Origin of the sequence: Enterovirga sp., assembly GCF_035325185.1 — a bacterium.
Classification (GTDB): domain Bacteria; phylum Pseudomonadota; class Alphaproteobacteria; order Rhizobiales; family Beijerinckiaceae; genus Enterovirga.
This window is the reverse complement of sequence record NZ_DAOLAJ010000008.1, coordinates 28066-49377: the sequence shown is the minus strand read 5'-3', so window position 1 is coordinate 49377 and position 21312 is coordinate 28066. Positions and strand designations below refer to the sequence as shown.

General features: G+C 70.7%; 18 protein-coding genes. 7 read left to right on the top strand and 11 right to left on the bottom strand.

The genetic code is table 11. The features are described from left to right. From PKD06_RS03100 to PKD06_RS03075, 6 genes are all read right to left on the bottom strand, one after another. On the bottom strand, window positions 1–781 hold a 781-nt coding region (locus PKD06_RS03100; protein WP_324377529.1), incomplete at its 3' end, for a VWA domain-containing protein. A 58-nt stretch (window positions 782–839) separates the two neighbouring features. Further along, entirely contained in the window at window positions 840–1589 is a 750-nt protein-coding gene (locus PKD06_RS03095; protein ID WP_324377528.1) for an SDR family NAD(P)-dependent oxidoreductase, read from the bottom strand. Continuing rightward, window positions 1586–2863, bottom strand: coding sequence for a beta-ketoacyl-ACP synthase (locus tag PKD06_RS03090; RefSeq protein WP_324377527.1), 1278 nt, complete (start codon window positions 2861–2863; stop codon window positions 1586–1588). The genes PKD06_RS03095 and PKD06_RS03090 overlap by 4 nt, the downstream gene beginning before the upstream one ends. 8 nt (window positions 2864–2871) lie before the next feature. Then, the gene (locus PKD06_RS03085) at window positions 2872–4029 is read right to left on the bottom strand and encodes a beta-ketoacyl-ACP synthase (RefSeq protein ID WP_324377526.1); all 1158 of its coding nucleotides are present in this window, start codon (window positions 4027–4029) and stop codon (window positions 2872–2874) included. A 3-nt stretch (window positions 4030–4032) separates the two neighbouring features. Beyond that, a complete protein-coding gene (locus tag PKD06_RS03080) occupies window positions 4033–4485 on the bottom strand; it encodes a 3-hydroxyacyl-ACP dehydratase FabZ family protein (protein ID WP_324377525.1) in 453 nt (150 codons plus the stop codon). Window positions 4486–4523: 38 nt separating this feature from the next. Continuing rightward, window positions 4524–4805: an acyl carrier protein gene (locus PKD06_RS03075; protein WP_324377524.1), complete on the bottom strand. Its 282-nt coding sequence runs from the start codon at window positions 4803–4805 to the stop codon at window positions 4524–4526. 226 nt (window positions 4806–5031) lie between these two features. On the opposite strand from PKD06_RS03075, the gene PKD06_RS03070 reads away from it, so the two are divergent. Both PKD06_RS03070 and PKD06_RS03065 read left to right on the top strand, forming a co-directional pair. Continuing rightward, complete coding sequence (locus PKD06_RS03070; RefSeq protein ID WP_324377523.1) at window positions 5032–7098, top strand: hydantoinase/oxoprolinase family protein; 2067 nt, start codon at window positions 5032–5034, stop codon at window positions 7096–7098. A gap of 14 nt (window positions 7099–7112) precedes the next feature. After that, window positions 7113–8723 (top strand): hydantoinase B/oxoprolinase family protein, encoded by a 1611-nt coding sequence (locus PKD06_RS03065; protein WP_324377522.1) that lies wholly within the window; start codon window positions 7113–7115, stop codon window positions 8721–8723. 13 nt (window positions 8724–8736) lie between these two features. Here the strand turns inward: PKD06_RS03065 and PKD06_RS03060 are convergent, their stop codons facing one another. Next, a complete protein-coding gene (locus tag PKD06_RS03060) occupies window positions 8737–9570 on the bottom strand; it encodes a universal stress protein (RefSeq protein WP_324377521.1) in 834 nt (277 codons plus the stop codon). Between the two features lie 72 nt (window positions 9571–9642). Beyond that, entirely contained in the window at window positions 9643–11124 is a 1482-nt protein-coding gene (locus PKD06_RS03055) for a leucyl aminopeptidase (protein ID WP_324377520.1), read from the bottom strand. Between the two features lie 243 nt (window positions 11125–11367). On the opposite strand from PKD06_RS03055, the gene lptF reads away from it, so the two are divergent. From lptF to rsmA, 5 genes are read left to right on the top strand one after another with little or no spacing between them, the layout of a single operon-like run. Further along, window positions 11368–12534, top strand: coding sequence for an LPS export ABC transporter permease LptF (gene lptF / locus PKD06_RS03050; RefSeq protein WP_324377545.1), 1167 nt, complete (start codon window positions 11368–11370; stop codon window positions 12532–12534). A gap of 4 nt (window positions 12535–12538) precedes the next feature. Then, window positions 12539–13624 carry an LPS export ABC transporter permease LptG gene (gene lptG / locus PKD06_RS03045; RefSeq protein ID WP_324377519.1) on the top strand — a complete coding sequence of 362 codons (1086 nt, stop codon included), beginning with the start codon at window positions 12539–12541 and terminating at the stop codon, window positions 13622–13624. 35 nt (window positions 13625–13659) lie between these two features. Further along, on the top strand, window positions 13660–16266 hold the full coding sequence (locus tag PKD06_RS03040) for an LPS-assembly protein LptD (protein ID WP_324377518.1): 2607 nt from the start codon (window positions 13660–13662) through the stop codon (window positions 16264–16266). 43 nt (window positions 16267–16309) lie between these two features. Next, the gene (gene pdxA, locus PKD06_RS03035; RefSeq protein WP_324377517.1) at window positions 16310–17344 is read left to right on the top strand and encodes a 4-hydroxythreonine-4-phosphate dehydrogenase PdxA; all 1035 of its coding nucleotides are present in this window, start codon (window positions 16310–16312) and stop codon (window positions 17342–17344) included. Next, window positions 17341–18243, top strand: coding sequence for a 16S rRNA (adenine(1518)-N(6)/adenine(1519)-N(6))-dimethyltransferase RsmA (gene rsmA / locus PKD06_RS03030; RefSeq protein ID WP_324377544.1), 903 nt, complete (start codon window positions 17341–17343; stop codon window positions 18241–18243). Before pdxA ends, rsmA begins: the two co-directional genes overlap by 4 nt. Here the strand turns inward: rsmA and gmk are convergent. From gmk to mltG, 3 genes are read right to left on the bottom strand one after another with little or no spacing between them, the layout of a single operon-like run. Then, complete coding sequence (gmk, locus tag PKD06_RS03025) at window positions 18192–18866, bottom strand: guanylate kinase (RefSeq protein WP_324377516.1); 675 nt, start codon at window positions 18864–18866, stop codon at window positions 18192–18194. The two genes, rsmA and gmk, sit on opposite strands and share 52 nt — an antisense overlap. A 6-nt stretch (window positions 18867–18872) precedes the next feature. Continuing rightward, entirely contained in the window at window positions 18873–19757 is an 885-nt protein-coding gene (locus PKD06_RS03020) for a YicC/YloC family endoribonuclease (protein WP_324377515.1), read from the bottom strand. An 8-nt stretch (window positions 19758–19765) separates the two neighbouring features. Further along, window positions 19766–21196, bottom strand: a complete 1431-nt coding sequence (mltG, locus tag PKD06_RS03015) for an endolytic transglycosylase MltG (protein WP_324377514.1) — start codon at window positions 21194–21196, stop codon at window positions 19766–19768. Window positions 21197–21312: the final 116 nt, after the last annotated feature.

Here is a 21312-nt window from a genome sequence, read left to right as displayed (position 1 = left end):
CGTCGGGGCGGTAGAGGCTCCAGGCCAGCCGGGGATCGGTCAGCGGATCGGTTCCCTCGGCGAGCCGCGCCGTCGCGCGCAGGTTCTTGCCGCTGAAAGGATCGGCCTTGGGAGGAGCGGCCGGCGCATCGCTCGCGACCTTCGTGCCGCGCGCCGCCTCCGCAGCCCTGGTCATGGCGGCTTCCAGCCCCGAGGCGTTGCGCGCATCGAGATAGACGCCGCCCGTCGCCCGGGCGATGCACTGCAATTGCGTGCGCGCCAGCGGATCGGTGACGTCGAAGCCGACGACATGGGCGGTGAACCCGATTCCAGCCTTCTTGAGATCGGCCGCGACGGCGCAGGGATCGGGATCGCAGGTCTCGATGCCGTCCGAGACGAGGATGACGGTCGCGCGCTCCTCGGAACTCTTCAGGATCGAGGCCGCCTCCCGCAGGGAGGCCGCGATCGGCGTCTTTCCGCGCGGCTCGAGCCGCGCCACCGCCGCGCGGAAGGCGCCCGGCTCGACGGGGCCGACCGGCACGACCAGCTCGATATCCTTGCAATCACCCCGGCTGCGATGGCCATAGGCCATGAGGCCGAGCCGGTCCTGCGGGCGCCAGGACGAGAGAATGCGATCGACGGCGACGCGCGCCGCGGCGATCTTGGTCTGCCCCTCCACCTGGCCCCACATCGAGCCCGACGCGTCGAGGATCAGGATCGCATTCGCGCCGGGAGCCTGGGCCGCAGCCGACTGCATCATCACCGCCAGGATGCAGGCGACGATGGACAGGAACCCTCTCATGCGATGCCCTCCCCCGCTTCTTCTGCCCGAAGTTCGGTTGGGGGCAAAGAGGGTGCGCCTAGCGGTGCACCCCGGTCATGGCCGTCAGGCCGCCATCGACCGGCAGCACGGCGCCGGTGATGTAGCCGGCGCCCGGCCCCATCAGGAAGCCGACCAGGGCCGCGACGTCGCCCGGCGCCGCGAAGCGGCCGGCCGGGATCTGCGTCTCCATCTTGGCGCGATAGGCGGCGTAAGGCGCCATCATCTCGGTATCGATGAAGCCGGGCGCGACGTAGTTCACGGTGATGCCGCGCTTCGCGCTCTCGATGGCGAGCGTGCGGCAATAGGAGAGCAGCGCGCCCTTCGAGGCCGCATAGGCCGCGTTGCCGGGATTGCCCTGGAGGGCCGCGACCGAGCCGATCACGACGATCCGCCCGCCCCGCGCCCGGATCATGCCGCGCAGGAGGGATTTCGCGAGCCGCGTCAGCGACCAGAAATTCACCTGCATGACCGCCTCGGCCTTGTCCTGCGCCATCATCGCGGCGAGGACGTCGTAGGGCTGGCCCGCATTATGGACGAGGCCCCAATAGGGCTCGCCTTCCAGCGCCTCGGCGAAGATGTCGAGCGAGCCCGTCTCGGCGAGGTCGAGCGGCTGCGCCGTCACCCGCGCGTCGGGGGCGCTCGCGCGCAGGGCGGCGATCAGCGCCTGCGCCTCCGCGCCCGAGTTCCGATAGGTGAAGTCGACGTCGAACCCGGCCGCGGCGAGATTCGTCACGATGGCGGCGCCGACCCCCTTGGCGCCGCCGGTCACGAGGACGCGCTTCCTCATCTCGGCTCCGCGGAAATGACGAGGCAGGTATTCTGGCCGCCGAACCCGAAGGAATTCGACAGGATCACCCCGACATCGGCATCCCGCGCCTCGTTTGGCACGACGTCGAGCGGCAAGGCCGGATCCGGCACCACGTAGTTGATGGTCGGCGGCAGGCGTCCGTTCCGCAAGGTGAGGATCGAGACCACCGCCTCGACCGCCCCGGCGGCCGTCAGCGTGTGGCCGATCATCGACTTGTTGGAGGAAATCGGCACGGATTTCATCCGCTCGCCGAGGACGGACATGAGGCCCATCGCCTCCATCTTGTCGTTCTCGGGCGTGCCCGTGCCGTGGGCATTGACATAGTCGATGTCATCCGGCGTCAGGCCGGCATCGGCGATCGCGGCGCGGATCGACTCGATGATCGGCCGTCCGTCCGGGCTCGAGCGCGTGCGGTGGAAGCCGTCGCCCTTCTCGCCCGCGCCGAGCACGTAGCCCAGGATCGTGGCGCCGCGCGCGCGGGCGCTCTCGGCATTCTCCAGCACGAGGGCGCCGGCCCCCTCCCCCATCACGAAGCCGTCGCGGTTCTTGGCGAAGGGCTTGGCGGCCCCCTCGGGCGGCTCGTTCTGCGTCGAGAGGGCGGAGAGGAGCGAGAAGCGGATCAGCGATTCGGGGTTCACCGACCCGTCCGTGCCGATGCAGAGCGCGGCCTCGGTCTCGCCCCGGCGGATCGCCTCGACGCCGAGCTGGATCGCGGTCGCGCCCGAGGAGCAGGCCGTCGAGAGGGAGATCGGCGTGCCGAGCGTCCCGAACCGATCCGCCAGGCGCTCCGCCACGGTGCCGAAGAGGAACAGCTCGTGGAAGGCGCCGAAGCGGCCCGTGCGCGCGCCCGCGAGGAGGTCGGCATAGGTGATCGGCCCGGTCTGCCCCGAGGCCGCGGCCAGCTCGCGCCTTTGCGGCCAGTCCAGCTCGACCGGCGGGACGGCGACGAAGAGCGCGCCGGGAAAATCGCCCGGCCTGCCGAGGCCGGATTGCGCGACGGCCTCGTCGGCGGCCAGCTCCGCGAAGCGCTCGGTCAGGACCGGGGCGCAGAAGGGCTCGGCCTCGACGAAATCGACCGTGCCGGCCATCGTCGTGCGCAAGCCCTCGATCGGGAAGCGGCGGATCGTGTGGATGCCCGAGCGCCCCGCCGTGAGCGCGGCCCAGTTGTCGTCGAGGCCGCGGCCGAGCGACGTCACGAGGCCGATGCCCGTGACGGCGACGAGGGGGCGGCCCTGCCTGTCGGTGACTGCCATGGCTCGCTCTACTCCGGCGCGACCACCCGCACCAAGCCCTCTCCGCGCCGATGGCCGACGGAGGTGACGACGACGTCCCGCGCCTTGCCCGCCGCGACGAGGCCGGCGGCGACCGCAACGGCCGCGGGGGCCGTCGATTCCATCGGATGACCGATGAGATCGCCGAGATCGGTCACCGGCGCGCCCGGCGCGAGGAGCGACAACGCGGCATGTTCCTCAGCGGTCGCGGGGGCGACCCCGCTCGCGCCGCTGAGGACCCGGTCGGGCCGCGCGGCGCCGAGCTTGGGCCAAGCCTCGCCGAGGGCGCGCGAGACGCTGCCCGGCTCGCGCCGCACCCGCACCGCGACGACGGGTTCGAGCCGGGCGAGAACCTTCGCGCCGCGCGCGGCGGCGTGCTCCTCCGCCTCCAGGACGAGGAAGGCACCTGCGGAGCCGAGGATCAGCCCGCCGCGGCCCTCGTTGCCCTGGGCACGGTCGCGGACGGGCGCGAAGCCGTCGCGCCACGCATAGCCGCCGAGTTCGTAGATCAGAGGCCCGTCGGGGCGCTCCGCATTGTAGGAGCCGCCGGCCAGCATGATGTCGGCCTGCCCGGCCGCGATCCGCGCCTCGGCGATGCGCAGGGCCTCGATGCCGGCCGCCTCCTCGCCCATGAAGGTGCGCGAGGCGCCGGTCACGCCGTGGACGATCGAGATGTTGCCGGCCGCGAGGTTCGAGAGCTGGGCCAGGAACAGGGTCGGACGGATGTCGGAGAGCAGGTGCTCGTTCAGATAGGCGCCGGGATCGGCCGCCTCGCGCATCCCGGTCAGGATCTGGCCGTCCACCGCGAAATCGCGCTCGCCGCCGCCGGCCGCGACCACGAGCTGCATCCGGGCCTTGAGCGCCGCATCCTCCTTGGCGCCGGCGGTGTCGAGCGCGAGGCCGGCCGCATAGCAGCCGAGCTTCTGCCAGGCTTCCATCTGGCGCTGGTCGGATTTCTTGGGGATCTGCCGGTCCCATTCGAGCTTCGCGGCGGCATGGACCGGATAGCCGGAGAGCGGCTCCGTCGCGACGGGGCCCGGCGCGCCGGCCTCGAGGGCGGCGAGATGGGCGTCGATCCCCTCCCCCAGGGCGGAGACGATGCCGATCCCGGTGACGACGACGCGGCGGCGGGGAGATGCAGACGACATGGATTACGCCTCGAGCCCGATGCCCCGGGCGCGCTCGACCATCAGGTGGCCGAGTTCGGCGGGGAAGGGCATGATGCGGAAGCGCAGGCCCGCATCGGCGATGCGCTTGCCGCCGGAGGCGATGGACGCCTTGGTCACGGCATAGCCCGAGCCCTCATGCTCGATCTCGGCCGAGACTTCGAGCGGCGCGTCGGGGCCGACGAAATCACGGAATCGCGCCTTGTCGATGCCCATCAGGAAAGGCATCTGCGCGAATTCCATCTTCGCCAGGAGCAGATAGCCGGACGCCTGCGCCATCGTCTCGGTGAGGAGCACGCCGGGCACGAGCGGTCGGCCCGGAAAATGCCCCTCGAAGACCGGGCTCGCGCCTGGGACCTGCGCCAGGGCCCTGATCCGCCCGGACGCCCGATCGATCTCGACCACGCGGTCGATCATCTCGAAATATTCGAGCCGCATCTCTTCCCGACACGTTGGACGCGGGGCCGGGGCCCGCGTCAGGCGGCCTTGGCGGCGACGAGCTGGTCGATGCGGGCGACGAGGTTCTTGAGGACGAAATATTCCTCGGCCGGAACCTTGCCCTCGTTCACCTCCTGCGTCCACTTCTCGAGCGGCAGCTTGATGCCGAACGCCTTGTCCACCGCGAAGGCGATGTCGAGGAAGGCGAGCGAGTCGATGCCGAGATCGTCGATGGCATGGCTCTCGGGCGTGATCTTCTCGCGCGGGATGTCCGCCGTCTCCGAAATGATCCCCGCGACCGTGTCGAAGGTAGAGGACATGGACCTCTGAACTCCACGAATGAGATGGAACGGGCCGCCGCCATTCGCACGACAGACCCATCGGGGCCGGCAAGACCGCCCCGTGGTCGAGCCCCGGCCTTACACGACGGGTCCCGCGCCCGCAACCGGCAGGCCAGCAGGGATGGCCTGCGCATCCCGGCCTTTCGTTGTCCCCCGCCCCGTCCGGGCCTATGACGGAAGGCACGGTCGGGTCGCGAGGCGGAGCATGGCGCGTTTGTCGGTCGATATCGGCGGAACCTTCACCGATATCGTGCTCGACGCGGGCGGCGAGCGGCGGACGCGCAAGCTCCTCACCACGCATCGCGCCCCCGAAGAGGCCGTGATCGAGGGAACCCGCATCGTCCTCGCCGAGGCCGGGCTCGGCTTCGCCGATCTCGACCTCTTCGTGCACGGCACGACCCTCGCCACCAACGCCGTCATCGAGCGCAAGGGCGCGCGGACGGCGCTGATCGCAACGGAGGGATTCCGCGACGTCATCGCCATCGCCGACGAGGGGCGGCACGACCAATACGACATTTTCGTCGAGCGCCCGGCCCCGCTCGTGCCGCGGCGGCTGCGCTTCACGGTGCCCGAGCGGATGGACGTCCAGGGCCGGGTCCGGCTGCCGCTCGACGAGGCGGCCGTGCGGGCCGTGGCGCGGCGCCTGCGCGAGGCGGAAGTCCAGGCCGTCGCGGTCGCGCTGATCCACGGCTATGCGAACGACGCGCATGAGCGCCGCATCCGGGACATCCTCGCCGAGGAATGCCCCGGCCTCGCGGTGACGCTCGCGAGCGAGGTCGCTCCGGAGATTCGCGAGTACGAGCGGACCTCGACCGCCGTCGCCAATGCCTATGTGCAGCCGCTGATGGCAGGCTATCTCGGGCGGCTGCGCGACCGCTTCCGGGAGGCGGGCTCGACGGCGCCGATCCATCTCATGACCTCGGGCGGCTCGCTCGCGAGCCTCGAGACGGCGCGGCGCTTCCCGATCCGCCTCGTCGAATCGGGGCCGGCGGGGGGCGCGATCCTCGCGGCCGGGGTCGCGGCGGCGCGCGGCGAGGACAAGGTGCTCTCCTTCGACATGGGCGGCACCACCGCCAAGATCTGCCTCATCGAGGAGGGAGCGCCGATGAAGTCGCGCGTCTTCGAGGTCGACCGGCAGGCGCGGTTCCTCAAGGGCAGCGGCCTGCCGCTCCGCATCCCGGTCATCGAGATGATCGAGATCGGGGCCGGCGGCGGCTCGCTCGCGCGGCTCGACGCGCTCGGCCGCATCGCAGTCGGCCCGGAAAGCGCGGGCTCGGAGCCAGGCCCCGCCTGCTACGGGCGCGGCGGAACCATTCCGACAGTGACGGATGCCGATCTCGCGCTCGGCCGCATCGACCCGTCCCGCTTCGCGGGCGGCACGATCGCGCTCCGGCCCGAGCGCGCGCGGGCGGCGCTCGCGGAGCAGGTGGGCGAGCCGCTCTCGCTTTCGCCGGTCGGGGCGGCGCGCGGCGTGCAGGAGATCGTGGACGAGAACATGGCCAATGCCGCGCGCGTCCATGCGGTCGAGCGCGGGCTCGTCGTCGCCGAGCACACGCTCGTCGCCTTCGGCGGCGCGGCCCCCCTCCATGCCGCGCGGCTCGCCGAGAAGCTCGGCATCTCGCGCATCCTCGTGCCGGCCGATGCGGGGGTCGGCTCGGCGGTCGGGTTCCTGGAGGCGCCCGTCGCCTACGAACTGGTGCGCAGCCGCCATGCCCGGCTCGACAGGTTCGAGCCCGCCCCCCTCGACGCCCTTCTCACCGAGATGGCGGAGGAGGCGGGCGGCCTCGCGCGAAACGCCGCGGGGGGCCGCGAGCTGCACGAAACACGGCGCGCCTTCATGCGCTATCTCGGCCAGGGCCATGAGATCGCGATCGACCTGCCCTCCCGTCCGCTCTCCGGGACGGATCCGGGAGAGCTTCGCGCGGCGTTCGAGCGCGAATACGCCCGGCTTTTCCGGCGCGCCATTCCGGGGGCCGTGATCGAGATCCTGAGCTTCGCGGTCACGGTGGGGACGCGCCAGGAGGCGCCTCCCGTCCTGCCCCGGCCGGAGCGGCGGCCGGGCCCCGCGCCCATCGGCACGCGCGCCCTCGTCCTCGGCCAGGACGACGCGCCCCGCGACGTCCCGGTCTATGCGCGGGGCGATTTCACGCCGGGCATGGAGATCGCCGGCCCCGCGATCATCGTCGAGGCGGGCACCTCGACGATCGTGAGCCCGAGCTTCGACGCCCGGCTCGATTCGGGCGGGGCGCTGGTCCTGGAGCGCAAGGCATGAGGGAGGCGCGGCCGATGACCCAGCCCGGCGAGATCGAGTTCCAGGTGATGTGGAGCCGGCTCATCTCGGTGGTGGAGGAGCAGGCGCAGGTTCTCCTGCGCACCGCCTTCAGCCCCATCGTGCGCGAATCGGGCGACCTCTCCGCCGGCGTGTTCGACCGCCGGGGCCGGATGCTCGCCCAGGCCGTCACCGGGACGCCCGGCCACGTCAATTCCATGGCCGAGGCGGTGCATCACTTCATCGCCCGCTTCCCGCTCGAGACGATGCGCGAGGGCGACATCTACATCACCAACGATCCCTGGATGGGGACGGGCCATCTCAACGATTTCGTGCTGACAACCCCCTGCTTCCACAAGGGCCGGCTGGTCGGGCTCTTCTCCTGCACGAGCCATCTCATGGATATCGGCGGGCTCGGCGTCGGGCCGGACGCGACCGACGTCTTCATGGAAGGGCTCTACATCCCCCATCTGAAGCTCGCCGACCGGGGCCGGTTCGACGAGACGCTGATGGCCATGATCCGGGCCAATACGCGCCTGCCCGTCGACACGGAGGGCGACGTCTATTCCCTCGCCGCCTGCAACGACATCGGCTGCCGCCGCCTCGTCGCGATGATGGAGGAATTCGGCCTCGACGACCTCGACGCGCTGGCCGACCACGTCTGCACCCGCTCGGAGGCGGCCGTGCGGGCCGAGATCGCGAAGCTTCCGCGCGGAAGCTGGTCCTTCTCGATGACCATCGACGGCTACGACGCGCCGATCACGCTCGTGGCCCGGGCCACCGTCTCCGAGGCCGGGATCCATGTCGACTATGACGGCACGAGTCCCGCCTCGGGCCGCGGCATCAACGTGCCGATCGCCTATACCACCGCCTACACGGTGTTCGGCCTCGGCTGCATCGTCGCCGCGCGCATCCCCAACAATGCCGGCTCGCTGAAGCCGTTCACGGTCTCGGCCCCGCCCGGCACCATCCTCAACGCGCAAAAGCCCGCCCCCGTCTCGGTGCGGCACGTGACAGGCCAGATGCTGCCCGACATGGTCTTCGGCTGCCTGCGCCAGGCGGTGCCGGACCGCGTGCCGGCCGAGGGCACCTCCTGCCTCTGGAACCTCAACCTGCGCGGCCGCACGAGCGACGCGAACGGCAATTTCGGCTTCTCGACCACCTTCGTCTCGAACGGAGGCACGGGAGCGCGGCCGACGAGCGACGGGCTGTCGGCCACCTCCTATCCGTCCGGCGTCAAGGGCAATCCGGTCGAGATCGCCGAATCCCTCATCCCGCTCATCTTCTGGAAGAAGGAGCTGCGGCCCAATTCCGGCGGCGACGGCAAGTACCGGGGCGGCCACGGGCAGGTCATCGAGATCGAGAGCGCGATCGAGGAGCCTTTCGAGCTTCTGGCCGCGCTCGATCGCATCGACCATCCCCCGCGCGGGCGCGACGGCGGCAAGGCGGGCGCGGCGGGCCATATCGGCCTCGCCTCGGGCAAGGTGCTGCGCGGCAAGGGCTTGCAGACGATCCCGCCCGGCGAGCGGCTGGTCCTGCGCACTCCCGGCGGCGGGGGCCTCGGCGATCCCGCCGAGCGGCCGGCCGCCCTGCGCGAGGCGGACCGGGAAGACGGGCTCGCCGGGTAGACGAGGCCCGGTTTCAGTGGGACAGGAACAGGGGCGCCGGCGGATCGCCGATGAAGGATTGCGTCACGCCGCCGAGGGCGATCTCGCGCCACCAGGAATGGGCATAGGCTCCCATCACGATCAGGTCCGTCCGGTGGGCGTGGGACTGGTCGCGCAGGATCGATTCGACGTTCTTCTGCGACGCCTTCAGATCGACCAGCGTCACCTGGATTCCGTGCCGGGAGAGGTGGCGGGCGATATCGGCTCCCGGCAGCGCGTCCTCCTTGCCGGGCTCGGCGACGCTGACGAGGCTGACCGTCCTCGCCGCGGCGAGCAGCGGAAGAGCGTCGTTCAGCGCCCGCGCGGCCTGGGCGCTTCCGTCCCAGGCGACCATCGCATGGCCGGGCCGGAAGGCGTCATGGCCTTCCGGCACGACGAGCACCGGCCGCCCGCATTTGAACAGGATCTCCTCGACGACCGCGCGCTCCAGGCGGAGCGCGTCCGCGCGCGCATCGAGGATCGTCAGGTCGTGCAGGCGGCTGCGGCGGCCGCATGCCGCCACGGCCTCCGGGAACGGAATCTGGAACGCGAGCGCGGTGCAGGCGCTGCCCTGCGCGGCCGCATTCTTCCGGCAGGCATCGGCTGTGTTTTCCGCCGCCTCGAGCCGGCGCTTGTTCTCCTCCCTCACCAGGGCCGATCCGACATTGCTGATAATGGAATGGGGAATCGTGATCCTGACCGAGGCCGCCTGGACGGTGACATGGGCCTGCGCGGCTTGCGCCAGCGACAGGCCGAAGGCCGCCGCCGCGCCAGTCCTGCCCTCGTCGGGGCACAGGACGACGTGGATGTCCTTCACGCGCTCGAGCATCTCGCCTGCCTCTTCCGTGGTCGGCCCTGACTACCGGACGCAAGAGGATCGCCGTTGATTCCGATCAAGCATCTATTGCTTTTCGTAATGATCGCGCACCAGCCGCTCCAGCAGGCGCACGCCCCAGCCGCCGCTCCAGGTCTTGATGACATCGGTCTGGGGGACGTTCATCCCCGTCCCGGCGATGTCGAGATGGGCCCAGGGCAGGTCGTCGCGGATGAAGCGGCGCAGGAACTGGGCCGCCGTGATCGAGCCGGCATGGCGGCCACCGGTATTCTTCATGTCCGCGAACTTGGAATCGATCATCTTGTCGTAGGCGGGGGCCAGCGGCATCCGCCAGACCTTCTCGCCGGTCTCCCGCCCCGCCGCTTCGAGGCGCCCGGCCAGCTCGTCGTCGTTCGAGAAGAGGCCGGCATGCTCCTGGCCGAGGGCGACCAGGACCGCCCCGGTGAGCGTCGCGAGGTCGATGATCAAGGCCGGCTTGTAGCGATCCTGGACGTACCAGAGCACGTCGCCGAGGACGAGCCGGCCCTCGGCATCCGAGTTCACCATCTCGACCGTCTGGCCGGACAGCGTCGTGATGATGTCGCCCGGCCGCTGCGCCTTGCCGTCGGGCATGTTCTCGGTGAGGCCGATGGCGCCGATCACGTTGACCTTCGCCTTGCGGGCCGCGAGCGCGTGCATGAGCCCGACCACGGTCGCGGCCCCGGCCATGTCGCCCTTCATGTCCTCCATGCCGCCCGCGGGCTTGATCGAGATGCCGCCCGAATCGAAGCAGACGCCCTTGCCGACGAAGCAGATCGGCGGCTCGTCCGGCGCCCCGCCCCGCCACTGCATCAGCGCGACGCAGCTGTCGTGGACGGAGCCGTCGCCCACGGCGACGAGCGCGCGCATCCCGACATGGCGCAGATCCTCCTCGCCCAGGACCTCGACCTCGACGCCGAGCGCATCGAGCTGCTCGGCGCGGCGCGCGAATTCGAGCGGGAAGAGCACGTTCGGCGGCTCGTGGACGAGATCGCGCGCGAGGTTCACGCCCTCGGCCAAGGCGAGGCCGGCGGCATCGGCCCGCTCCGCCCCCGCCGGATCGGCGACGCCGAAGACGAGATGCGTCGGCGCCTCCGGCTCGGCCTCCGGCTTGCGCTTGCTCTTGCGATCCCAGTGATAGGCGCGCAGCCGCGCCCCGAGCGCCATGGCCGCGACGGCCTCGAGCCCGACGCCGTCGAAATCGGCGAGGACGCTCGCCTGCCGGCCCGGGACGCGGCCCGCGATCACGCCCCCGATCGCCGTCCAGTCCGGGGCGGGGCCGTCCTTCGGCCCGAGCCCGACGACATGCAGGCTTCCGATTCCGGGGAGAGCCGCCGGCGCCGGGATCGTGAGGACCGCCTTCGCCTTGCCCTTGAAGCGCTCCGCCGCGGCGGCCCGCGCGATCAGATCGCCCAGGCCGGTCGCACCGGCCGCGCCGAGCGGCACGAGGTCGTCGCGCACGAAGACGACGAGGTCGCCCTCTTCCGGGACCGTGGCGGGCCGAAACGCGATGCTGATCTTGTCCACCATGGATTCTCTCGCCGAGACTGCGCGGGGCCGACGGAGCGTCCCGCTTCCCGCCGAGCCTTGGCCCGCGGCGCGCGGCGAGGCAAGGGCGGCCGGACGCGGACGAGGCTCCCCGTGCCATCCCCTGCGGCGCCCGTCCCGCCTCGGCCTCGCTTCGGCCCGATTGCGGAGGGAGAGGAGTGTTGCCCCCGTGTCATTGCCCCTGGCGGGGAGGCGGGATAGCCCTTGGCGTCTGCACGGTTCCGCATGTCTCTCGTCGAGCGCTACATATTTCGGATCGTCGCCGGCGCGTTTCTCGGCTGCCTCGTGGCGCTGACGGGCGTGATCTGGCTGACCTCCGCCTTGCGTCAGCTCGACGTCATCACGGCGCAGGGCCAGACGCTGCTCGTCTTCCTGACCGTCACCAGCCTGACCCTGCCGACCCTCGTCGCGGTGATCGCGCCGGTGGCGCTGTTCATCGCGATCATCTACGCCCTGAACCGCCTCAACGGCGATTCCGAGCTGATCGTGATGAGCGCCGCCGGCATGTCGCCCCTGCGGCTGATCCGGCCCTTCCTCTCGCTCGGCCTCATCGTCTCGGCGATGGTGGGGTTCCTGTCGATCTACCTCATCCCCGCCTCCTTCCAGGAGCTGCGCGACCTCATCTCCCGCATCCGGGCCGATTTCGTCGCCAACATCGCCCAGGAGGGGCAGTTCACCACCCTCGATAACGGGGTCACGTTCCATTATCGCGAGCGCTCGGGCCAGGCGCTCCTCGGCATCCTCATGCAGGACCGGCGGGACGCGGACCGCACCATCGTCTATCTCGCCGAGCGCGGCCAGACGATCGAGCAGAAGGGCCAGAGCTACCTCGTGCTCGAGAACGGCAGCGTCCACCGCCAGCGGGCGGGCGTCGCCGATTCCTCGATCGTCGCCTTCTCGCGCTACGCGATCGACCTCGCGGCACTCAACCAGGAGACCGGCGAGCTGGTCTACAAGCCGCGCGAGCGCTCGACCGGCGACCTCCTGATGCCGGACAAGTCCGACAACTACTACCGCATGCAGTCGGGCCGCTTCCGGGCGGAGCTGCACGACCGGCTCACCGCCTGGCTCTTCCCGCTCGCCACCGTCTTCATCGCCTTCGCCGCCCTCGGCAACGCCAAGACCACGCGCCAGGGACGCGGCACCTCGATCGCCGGGGCGGTCGTCACCGTCGTCGCGCTCAGGATCGCCCTGTTCGCGGCCTCGAGCGCGGTGGCCCGCAGCCCGGGCGCCGTGTTCGTCGTCTGGGGCCTGCCGGTCGCGGCGATCCTGCTCTCCCTCGCCATGATCCTGCACGGGCCGCTCCTCTTCGGAACCCTCGACCGCCTGCGGCGCCGGGCGGCCTCGCTCCTTCCCTCCTGGCCGGGCCGCGCCCGGCTGCGGGACGCGTGACGCCATGCTGATCGGCTACACGCTCGCCCGCTACATCTCGGCCCGCTTCCTGCGGACGATCATGATGGTCTTCGCGACCGTCTTCGGGCTCGTCTTCACGCTCGACTTCGTCGAGCTGCTGCGCCGGGCGGGCGACACGGCCGGCGCGACGCCGCTGATGATGGCGCAGCTCTCGCTCTACCGCACGCCCTCCATCGCCGAGCAGGTCCTGCCCTTCGCAGTCCTGTTCGGCTCGATGGCGACGCTGCTCGGCCTGTCGCGCAAGCTGGAACTGGTCGTCGCCCGCGCCGCCGGCGTGTCGGCCTGGCAGTTCCTCCAGCCCGGCCTCGCGGTGGCGGTCGCCCTCGGCCTCTTCTCGATCCTCGCCTACAACCCCCTCTCGGCCGCGCTCAAGCAGCAATCGGGCCGCATGGAGGCCAAGATCTTCGGCACGAGGTCGAAGGGGCTCGGGCCGGAACTCTGGATCCGCCAGAAGAGCGTCGACGGCCAGGCCGTGATCCGCGCCGAGACCGCCGTCGCCGCCACCAACACCGTGCAGCGTCCCACGATCTTCGTCTTCGATCCGCAGGGGCGGTTCATGGAGCGGGTCGAGGCGCAGGACGGCGTCCTGCGGGACGGGTACTGGGAGTTCCACGACGCCCACGTCTTCTCGACCGAGGACGAGCCGCGGAGCTACGGGACCTATCTCCTGGCCAGCAACCTCGATCCGAGCCAGGTGCGCCAGACCTTCACCCCGCCGGAATCGGTCTCGTTCTGGAAGCTCGGGGAGACGATCGCCAAGGCCGAGAGCGCGGGCCTCGATGCGAGCCGCTACCGGCTCCAATACGACGTCCTGCTGGCCCGCCCGCTGCTTTTCGTGGCCATGGTGTTCCTGGCCGCATCCGTTTCGTTGAGGTTTTTCCGCTTTGGTGGTGTCGCCAAAATGGTGCTCGGTGGCGTGGGCGCCGGGTTCGTGCTTTATGTGGTTACGGAAGTCATGCGCGACTTGGGGGGTGCCGGGATCATCGGCTCCTCCGTGGCGGCGTGGTTTCCGGCGATCGTGGGCAGCTTACTCGGGACGCTGGCGCTTCTGTATCAAGAGGACGGGTGATGATCCTCGGCCAGCGTAACCGGCATGGAGCTTCGATGGGGTTTCGGCATACGACGAGCGCGTGGGTGATCGCGCTGGCGCTGGCAGGCGCCGGCCTGCCCTCGCTCGCCCTCGCCCAGGCGTCGATGAACGACCTGATCGCCGGCAAGGCGAAGGCGGGGAAGGAGAAGCCGCGCCTGCTCGTGGAAGGGCAGGAGATCGTCTACAACCGCGACAAGAACACCGTCGCGGCCACCGGCGACGTCGAGTTGAACTATGACGGGCGCACCCTCCAGGCCGACCGCGTCACCTACGACCGCACGAGCGGACGCGTCACCGCGACCGGCAACGTGCGGATGACCGAGGCGAACGGCCAGGTCACGACCGGCGACCGCTTCGAATTGACGGACGATTTCAAGACGGGCTTCATCGACAGCCTGCGCGCCGAGCAGACCTCGCGCGACCTGCAGGGCCCGGTGACGACGCGCTTCTCCTCCCCGCGCGGCGAGCGGATCGGCGGCGAGACCACGACCTTCGAATACGGCACCTACACCGCCTGCGAGCCCTGCCGCGAGCATCCCGAGCGCCCCCCGCTCTGGCAGGTGAAGGCGGCGCGCATCGTCCACAACAACGAAGAGCACCGCATCTATTACGAGAACGCGACGGTCGAGGTCGGCGGCGTGCCGATCGGCTGGATTCCCTATTTCTGGTCCCCCGACCCGACCGTGAAGCGCGAATCCGGCTTTCTGGCCCCCCGCTACATCCACACCAAGGCGCTCGGCTACGGTGCGGCCATCCCCTATTTCTGGGTGATCGCCCCAGACAAGGACCTGACGCTCACGCCGAGCCTGATGTCGCGCCAGGGCGTGCTGATGCAGGCGGAGTATCGCCAGCGTCTCTTGACGGGCGAGTTCAACATCCGCGCGGCCGGCACCTACCAGATGGGCGACAGCGCCTTCCTGGCGCCGCCCTACGGCCCCGCCAACCGCACCTGGCGCGGCTCGCTCGAATCGACGGGCCGCTTCAACATCAACGAACACTGGCGCTACGGCTGGGACGTCGCGATGCTGTCGGACAAGTGGTTCCTCCAGAACTACAAGATCCGAAGCGAAAGCTTCTCGGCGAACTACATCCTGCCCGAATCGACCTCCAGCGCCTATCTGCGCGGGCAGGGCGACCGTTCCTATTTCGACCTCTCGGCCTATTACTTCAAGGGACTGTCCTACGCGGACTGGCAGAAGCAATTGCCGAACGTCACGCCGGTGCTCGACTACGACAAGCGCATCAACGGGCCGGAGCCGCTGGGCGGCGAGCTGCGCTTCCAGTTCAACTTCACCAACATCAACCGCAACCTGACGCAATACACGCCGACCACGGCCTATAATTCCTCGCTGGGCGGCCTCCAGACGCTCGGCGCGCTGAGCACCGCGCTGCCGGCGGTGCCCTATGACAGCTGCATCGTGTTCCAGCGCAGCGTCTGCCTCGTCAACGGGCTCGCCGGCAATTACGCGCGCGCCTCGGCGGAGGTGTCCTGGCGCCGCAACATGATCGACGATTTCGGCCAGGTTTGGACGCCCTTCGCCTATTTCCGGGCGGACGCGTTCTCCAACAGCCCGGACCTGACCGGCTATCAGAACCCGATGATCACGAATTTCATTGGCGGGAACGACACGGTGGTCGGCCGGGCCATGCCCGCGATCGGCCTCGAATACCGCTATCCCTTCGTGGCGGATGCCGGACAATGGGGCACGCATACGCTCACTCCCATCGGCCAGATCATCGCGCGGCCGAACGAGAGCCATATGGGCCGGCTTCCGAACGAGGATGCGCACAGCCTCGTCTACGACGACACGAACCTGTTCAACTGGGACAAGTTCTCCGGCTATGACCGCGTCGAGGGCGGCGTGCGGGCCAATGTCGGCCTGCAATACAACGTCGTGACGCCCTCCGGCTGGACCGGCAACGCCCTCTTCGGCCAATCCTACCAAGTCGCGGGGCGGAACTCCTACGGAACGGGAAGCGACCTCCTCAATACGGGAGCGGATTCGGGCCTCGACAGCCGCGTCTCCGATTATGTCGGCCGCATCCAGGTGAATCCGACGGAGAACTTCTCCCTCGTCACCCGCGCCCGGCTCGACCATCGCGATTTCTCGGCGAACAGCTTCGAGACCCAGGCCGTCGCGAACTTCAAGCCCTACCTGCCGATCATGGCCTCCCTGACCTATGTGCGCTACAGCGCCCAGGTCGAGCAGGGCTACCTGTATCCCCGCGAAGGGTTGCGCCCGGGCGCCTCCTGGCAGATCACGCCCAACTGGTCGATCGGCGGCTCGGTGCTGCTCGATCTCGACCGCTCCCGCGAGCAGCGGGAGGCCTACGCGCTGTATTTCCAGGACTACGCCAACGTCTACGGGACCGCGGCCGCCCTCGCCAACCTGCAATATCGCAAGGCCGATTCCGTCGCGCAGACCAATTTCGCCCTCAGCTATCGCGACGAGTGCACGTCCCTCAGCATCAATTACTACGTCACCCCGCGCCTCGCCGCGACGGGGCTGCGCGAGACGGATCGCACCATCATGGTCCGCCTCGACCTGAGGACCCTCGGCCAGAGCAACGTCTCGCAGAGCGTCACCACGACGACGGCCGACGGCATCGCGACGCGGTGAGGACCGGCGCAACCGTCCCTCCCGCGGGGGCGCACCGGGCCGGATGAGCACCTCCCGCCTGCCCCTCGCCCTGACCCAGGGCGACCCGGCCGGGATCGGCCCGGAGATCACGCTGCGCGCCTGGCTCGCGCTCCGCGGCGAGCCGGAAGCCGCCCGGCTTCCCTTCTTCGTGCTGTCGGACCCGGATGTCCTCGCCGCCGCGGCGCAGCGGATCGGCCTCGATATCCCCGTCGCGCCGGCGACACCGGCGCGCGCGGCGGAGATTTTCGCCGAGGCCCTGCCCGTGGTGCCGCTCTCGGGGCGCGCCGGGGCGGAGCCGGGACGGCCCGATCCGGCAACGGCCGCCGGGACGATCGAATCCATCGACCGGGCGGTCGCGGCGGTACGCGGGGGCGAGGCCGCCGCCCTCGTCACGAACCCGATCGCCAAGCACGTCCTCTATGCGGCCGGCTTCCGCCAACCGGGCCATACCGAATATCTGGCGGAACTGGCCGCACGGCCGGGCGAGCCGCCGCCCCATCCGGTGATGATGCTCTGGAGCGAGACGCTCGCCGTCGTGCCCGTCACCGTCCATATCGCGCTAAGCGAGGTGCCACGGCGGCTCGACACGGCGCTCATCGTGCGGACGGGCCGCATCGTGGCGCGCGACCTCGCCGCGCGCTTCGGCATCGCCGCCCCGCGCCTCGCCGTCGCCGGGCTCAACCCCCATGCCGGCGAGGGGGGCGCCATGGGCGGCGAGGATCGCGACGTGATCGCGCCGGCCATCCGGCAATTGCAAAGCGAGGGCATCGCGGCGACGGGGCCGCACCCGGCCGATACCCTGTTCCATCCCCGCGCGCGGGCCGCCTATGACTGCGTCCTCGCCATGTATCACGACCAGGCGCTGATCCCTATCAAGACCATTGCCTTCGACGAAGGGGTCAACGTCACGCTCGGGCTGCCCTTCATCCGCACCTCGCCCGACCACGGCACCGCCTTCGATATCGCGGGCCGGGGGATCGCGCGGCCGGACAGCCTCCTCGCGGCGATCCGCCTCGCGGGGCGTCTCGCCGGGCATGGGGTCCCGTGGTTGCCTTGACCGCGCCGGACGGCCTGCCACCGCTGCGCGAGGTTGTGGCCCGCCACGGGCTCGCCGCCCGCAAGGCCCTCGGCCAGAATTTTCTCTTCGATCTCAACCTGACCGGCCGCATCGCCCGCGCGGCAGGTCCCCTCGAGGGCATCAGCGTGCTGGAGGTCGGGCCGGGCCCCGGCGGCCTCACCCGCGCCCTCCTCGCCGCAGGCGCCGCGAGGGTCGTGGCCGTCGAGCGCGATCCGCGCTGCCTGCCGGCCCTGGCCGAGATCGCCGAGCGCTATCCCGGCCGTCTGGAGGTCGTCGAGGCCGACGCCATGACGGTCGATCCCGCCGACCTGCTCGGCCCCGGTCCCTCGCGCATCGTCGCCAACCTGCCCTACAATGTCGGCACGGCCCTCCTCGCCGGCTGGGTTTCCGGCGAGACCTGGCCGCCCCCCTGGTCCAGCGCCACGCTGATGTTCCAGCGCGAGGTCGCGGACCGGATCGTCGCCGGACCGGACCGGCCGGAGGATTACGGCCGGCTCGGCGTCCTGTGCGGCTGGCGCTGCCGCTCGCGCATCCTGTTCGACGTGCCGCCGCGCGCCTTCGTGCCCCCGCCCAAGGTCACCTCGGCCGTGGTGCTGGTCGAGCCGAATCCCACGCCGCTTCCGGCCCGGCCCCGGACGCTGGAGCGGATCACGCGCGCGGCCTTCGGCCAGCGCCGCAAGATGTTGCGCCAGAGCCTCAAGGCGCTCGGCACCGACCCCGCCCCGCTCCTCGCGGCCGCCGGGATCGAGGGGACGGCGCGGGCGGAGGAGGTCCCGGTCGCCGGCTTCTGCGCGATGGCCGCGGCGCTCGACGCGGCCGAGGCGGATCAGGCCGCCTCGCGGAGCAGCCCCGCCACGAAATCGTCGAGCCCCGTCTGACGCTCGCGCCTCGCGCGCTCCGCCACCAGGATCGCGCGCAGGCTGGTGAGCGAGCTGTCGAGATCCTCGTTGACCAGGACGTAGTCGTATTCGCGCCAGCGCTCGATCTCGACGGCGGCGTTCCTGAGGCGCCGCTCGATCGTCTCGTCGCTGTCCTGGGCCCGGCGCTCGAGGCGGCTGCGCAACTCCGCCATCGAGGGGGGCAGGATGAACACCGTCACGACATCCAGATCCATCTTCTCGCGCACCTGCCGGGTGCCCTGGTAGTCGATGTCGAAGATCATGTCGGTGCCCGCCGCCAGATGCTTCTCCACGGGGCGGCGCGGCGTGCCGTAGAAATTGCCGTGGACCTCCGCCCATTCGAGCAGGTCGTCATGGTCCTTCAGGTGCCGGAAATCGTCGACGGAGATGAAGTTGTAATCCTGCCCGGCCACCTCGTTCCGGCGCTTCGGGCGGGTCGTGACCGAGACCGAGACCGCAAGGCCCGCATCCTTGTCGGCCATCAGCGCCTTGGTCAGGCTCGTCTTGCCGGCCCCAGAAGGCGAGGAGAGGATCAGGACGAAGCCGCGCCGCCCGATGGCGCCGTGCGCCTCATGGTCCCTGCCTTCCGCCACCTCGCCCACGCCCCGCTACTCCACGTTCTGAACCTGCTCGCGGAATTGCTCGACGACGGCCTTCAAGTCGAGCCCGATTCGCGACAGCGAGACGTCATTCGCCTTCGAGCAGAGCGTATTGGCCTCGCGCCCGAGTTCCTGCGCCAGGAAATCGAGCCGGCGGCCGACCGCCTGGCCCGCCGCGAGAAGCTCGCGCGCCGACTGGATATGGGCCCGCAGCCGGTCGATCTCCTCGCGGATATCGGCGCGCGCGGCGAGAAGCGCGGCCTCCTGGTGCAACCTTTGCGAGTCCAGGCCCGCCGAGGCGTCGAGAAGCAGGGCCACCTGGGCGGCGAGGCGCGCCCTGACCGCCTCCGGCTGCCGGCCGGGGCACAGCTCGGCCGCCTCGGCGAGGGCGGCCATGGCGGCGAGCTGGCCGTCGAGCACATGGGCGAGGGCCGCCCCTTCGGCCGCCCGCGCGGCCTGCAAGGCCGCGACGAGACGGGCCGCCGCCGCCACGAGATCGGTCCGAAGCGCCTCGTCGAAGGCCGCCCCGGCATCGTCTTCGATCTCGACGACGCCGCGCACGGCCAGGAGGCCGTCGAGTGTCGCGGGACCCACATGGTCCGGCCGCCGGATGCCGTCGAGTGTCGCGAGAAGGCGTTCGAGAGCCGGCTGGTTGATCCTGACCGACGCCTCGCCGGCGGCGCGGGCGAGGGTGAGCGAGAGCTGGCACTGGCCGCGCGTCAGCGAAGCCGCGAGGAGGCGCCTCGCCTCCTCCCCCTGCTGCTCGAAGCCCTGCGGCGCCCTCAGGCGCACGTCGAGGCCCCGGCCGTTCACCGTCTTGATTTCCCAGGCCCATTGATGCGGGCCCGTCACTCCGGCCTCGCGGGCGAAGCCGGTCATCGACCTGATCGTCATGTGAAAGCTCAGCGGGGAGGCAGCCGGACACCCGGGGGCAGGGGCTCGGCGGCCGCGCCGGCCGTCTTCCGGCCGGCCGGCTTTGCGCGCGGATGCGCCCCCGCGGCGCGGGCCGGCTCAGCCTCGGGCGGGCCGAAGCTCGGCACCGTCTTCGCCGTGCTGAGGTCCCAGTTGCGGTTCAGGAGAGGATCGATCGGCGTCCCTTCCGAAGCGTCGAAGGCGCGCGAGCCATAGGAGGACGGACCGGCCGAGGCCGAGCGCGTGGGGCTCGCCGCCTCGTAGTCGGTGCGGGTCTCGGGCGGCGCCGCCCGGTCGACCTCGCCCGCGCCCGCGCCCACCGCCGGGTCGCGTGCGCGCTCGATCTGCCGCCACTTGGCGACGTTGCGCTGGTGCTGGTCGTAGGTCTCGGCGAAGACGTGGCCGCCCGTGCCGTCCGCCACGAAATAAAGCTCGCGCGTCTTGGCCGGATTGGCGGATGCCTCCAGCGCCGCGCGGCCCGGATTGGCGATGGGGCCGGGCGGCAGGCCCTCGATGGCATAGGTGTTGTAGGGCGTCGGCTTGTCGATCTCGGCCCGCGTGATGCCCCGGCCGAGCGTCCCCTTGCCGCCCACGAGCCCGTAGACGATGGTCGGGTCCGACTGGAGCTTCATCCGCCTCTGGAGGCGGTTGATGAAGACGCCGGCGACGCGCGGACGCTCCTCGCCCTTGCCCGTCTCCTTCTCGACGATCGAGGCCAGGATGACCAGTTCCTGCGGGGTCTTGATCGGCAGGTCGGGCGAGCGGCGCGACCAGACCTTGTCGAGAGTCGTGCGGCTCGCCTGCTGCATCGAGTTGAGGAGTTGCTGGCGGGTCGTGCCGCGCTCGAATTTGTAGGTGTCGGGCATGAGCGAGCCCTCGCGCGGGGTGTCGTTCACGCCGCCGACGAGGATATCGTTGTCGCGCAGCCGCGCGACGACCTGCTCGCTGGTCAGGCCCTCCGGGATCGTGACCGCATGCAGGATCGCCTTGCCGCCGATCAGCGTGTCGATCGCGTCCGCGATGCTGGCCCTCGCCTTGAACTGGAACTCGCCCGCCTTGAGTTGCCCCTTGCTGCGGTTGAAATAGGAATACAGCTCGAACAGCATCGGGTTGTCGATCACCCCCTCCTTCGCCAGGAGGCCCGAGATCTCGGCGGTGCCGGTGGCCTTGGGGATCATCACGATCTTGTCGGCGGCGAGCGGGCCGGGCTTGGACAGCTCGTGCGCGACCGCCATCAGGCCGAACACGACCACCCCCCCGATCACCACCACGAAGGTCAGGACGCCGCTCAGCATCGACAGGAGGCCGCCGCGCGGGCGGCGAACCCGGCGGCGCGGCGGCGGGGGCGGCGCCTTCGCGACCTGCTTCGGCAGCGCCTCGTCGTCAAGGGGCTCTGGAGGGGTCGATCGCCTGCCGAACATCTGCTCGCCTCAACGGCCGCGGCGCGGCTGGACCGCCGCCCCACGGCCGAATGTCTCAATCATGGGCTTCGCGGGCCGGAGGTCGCGCCGCACGCGCCCGGAGCCCTGCATCGCCG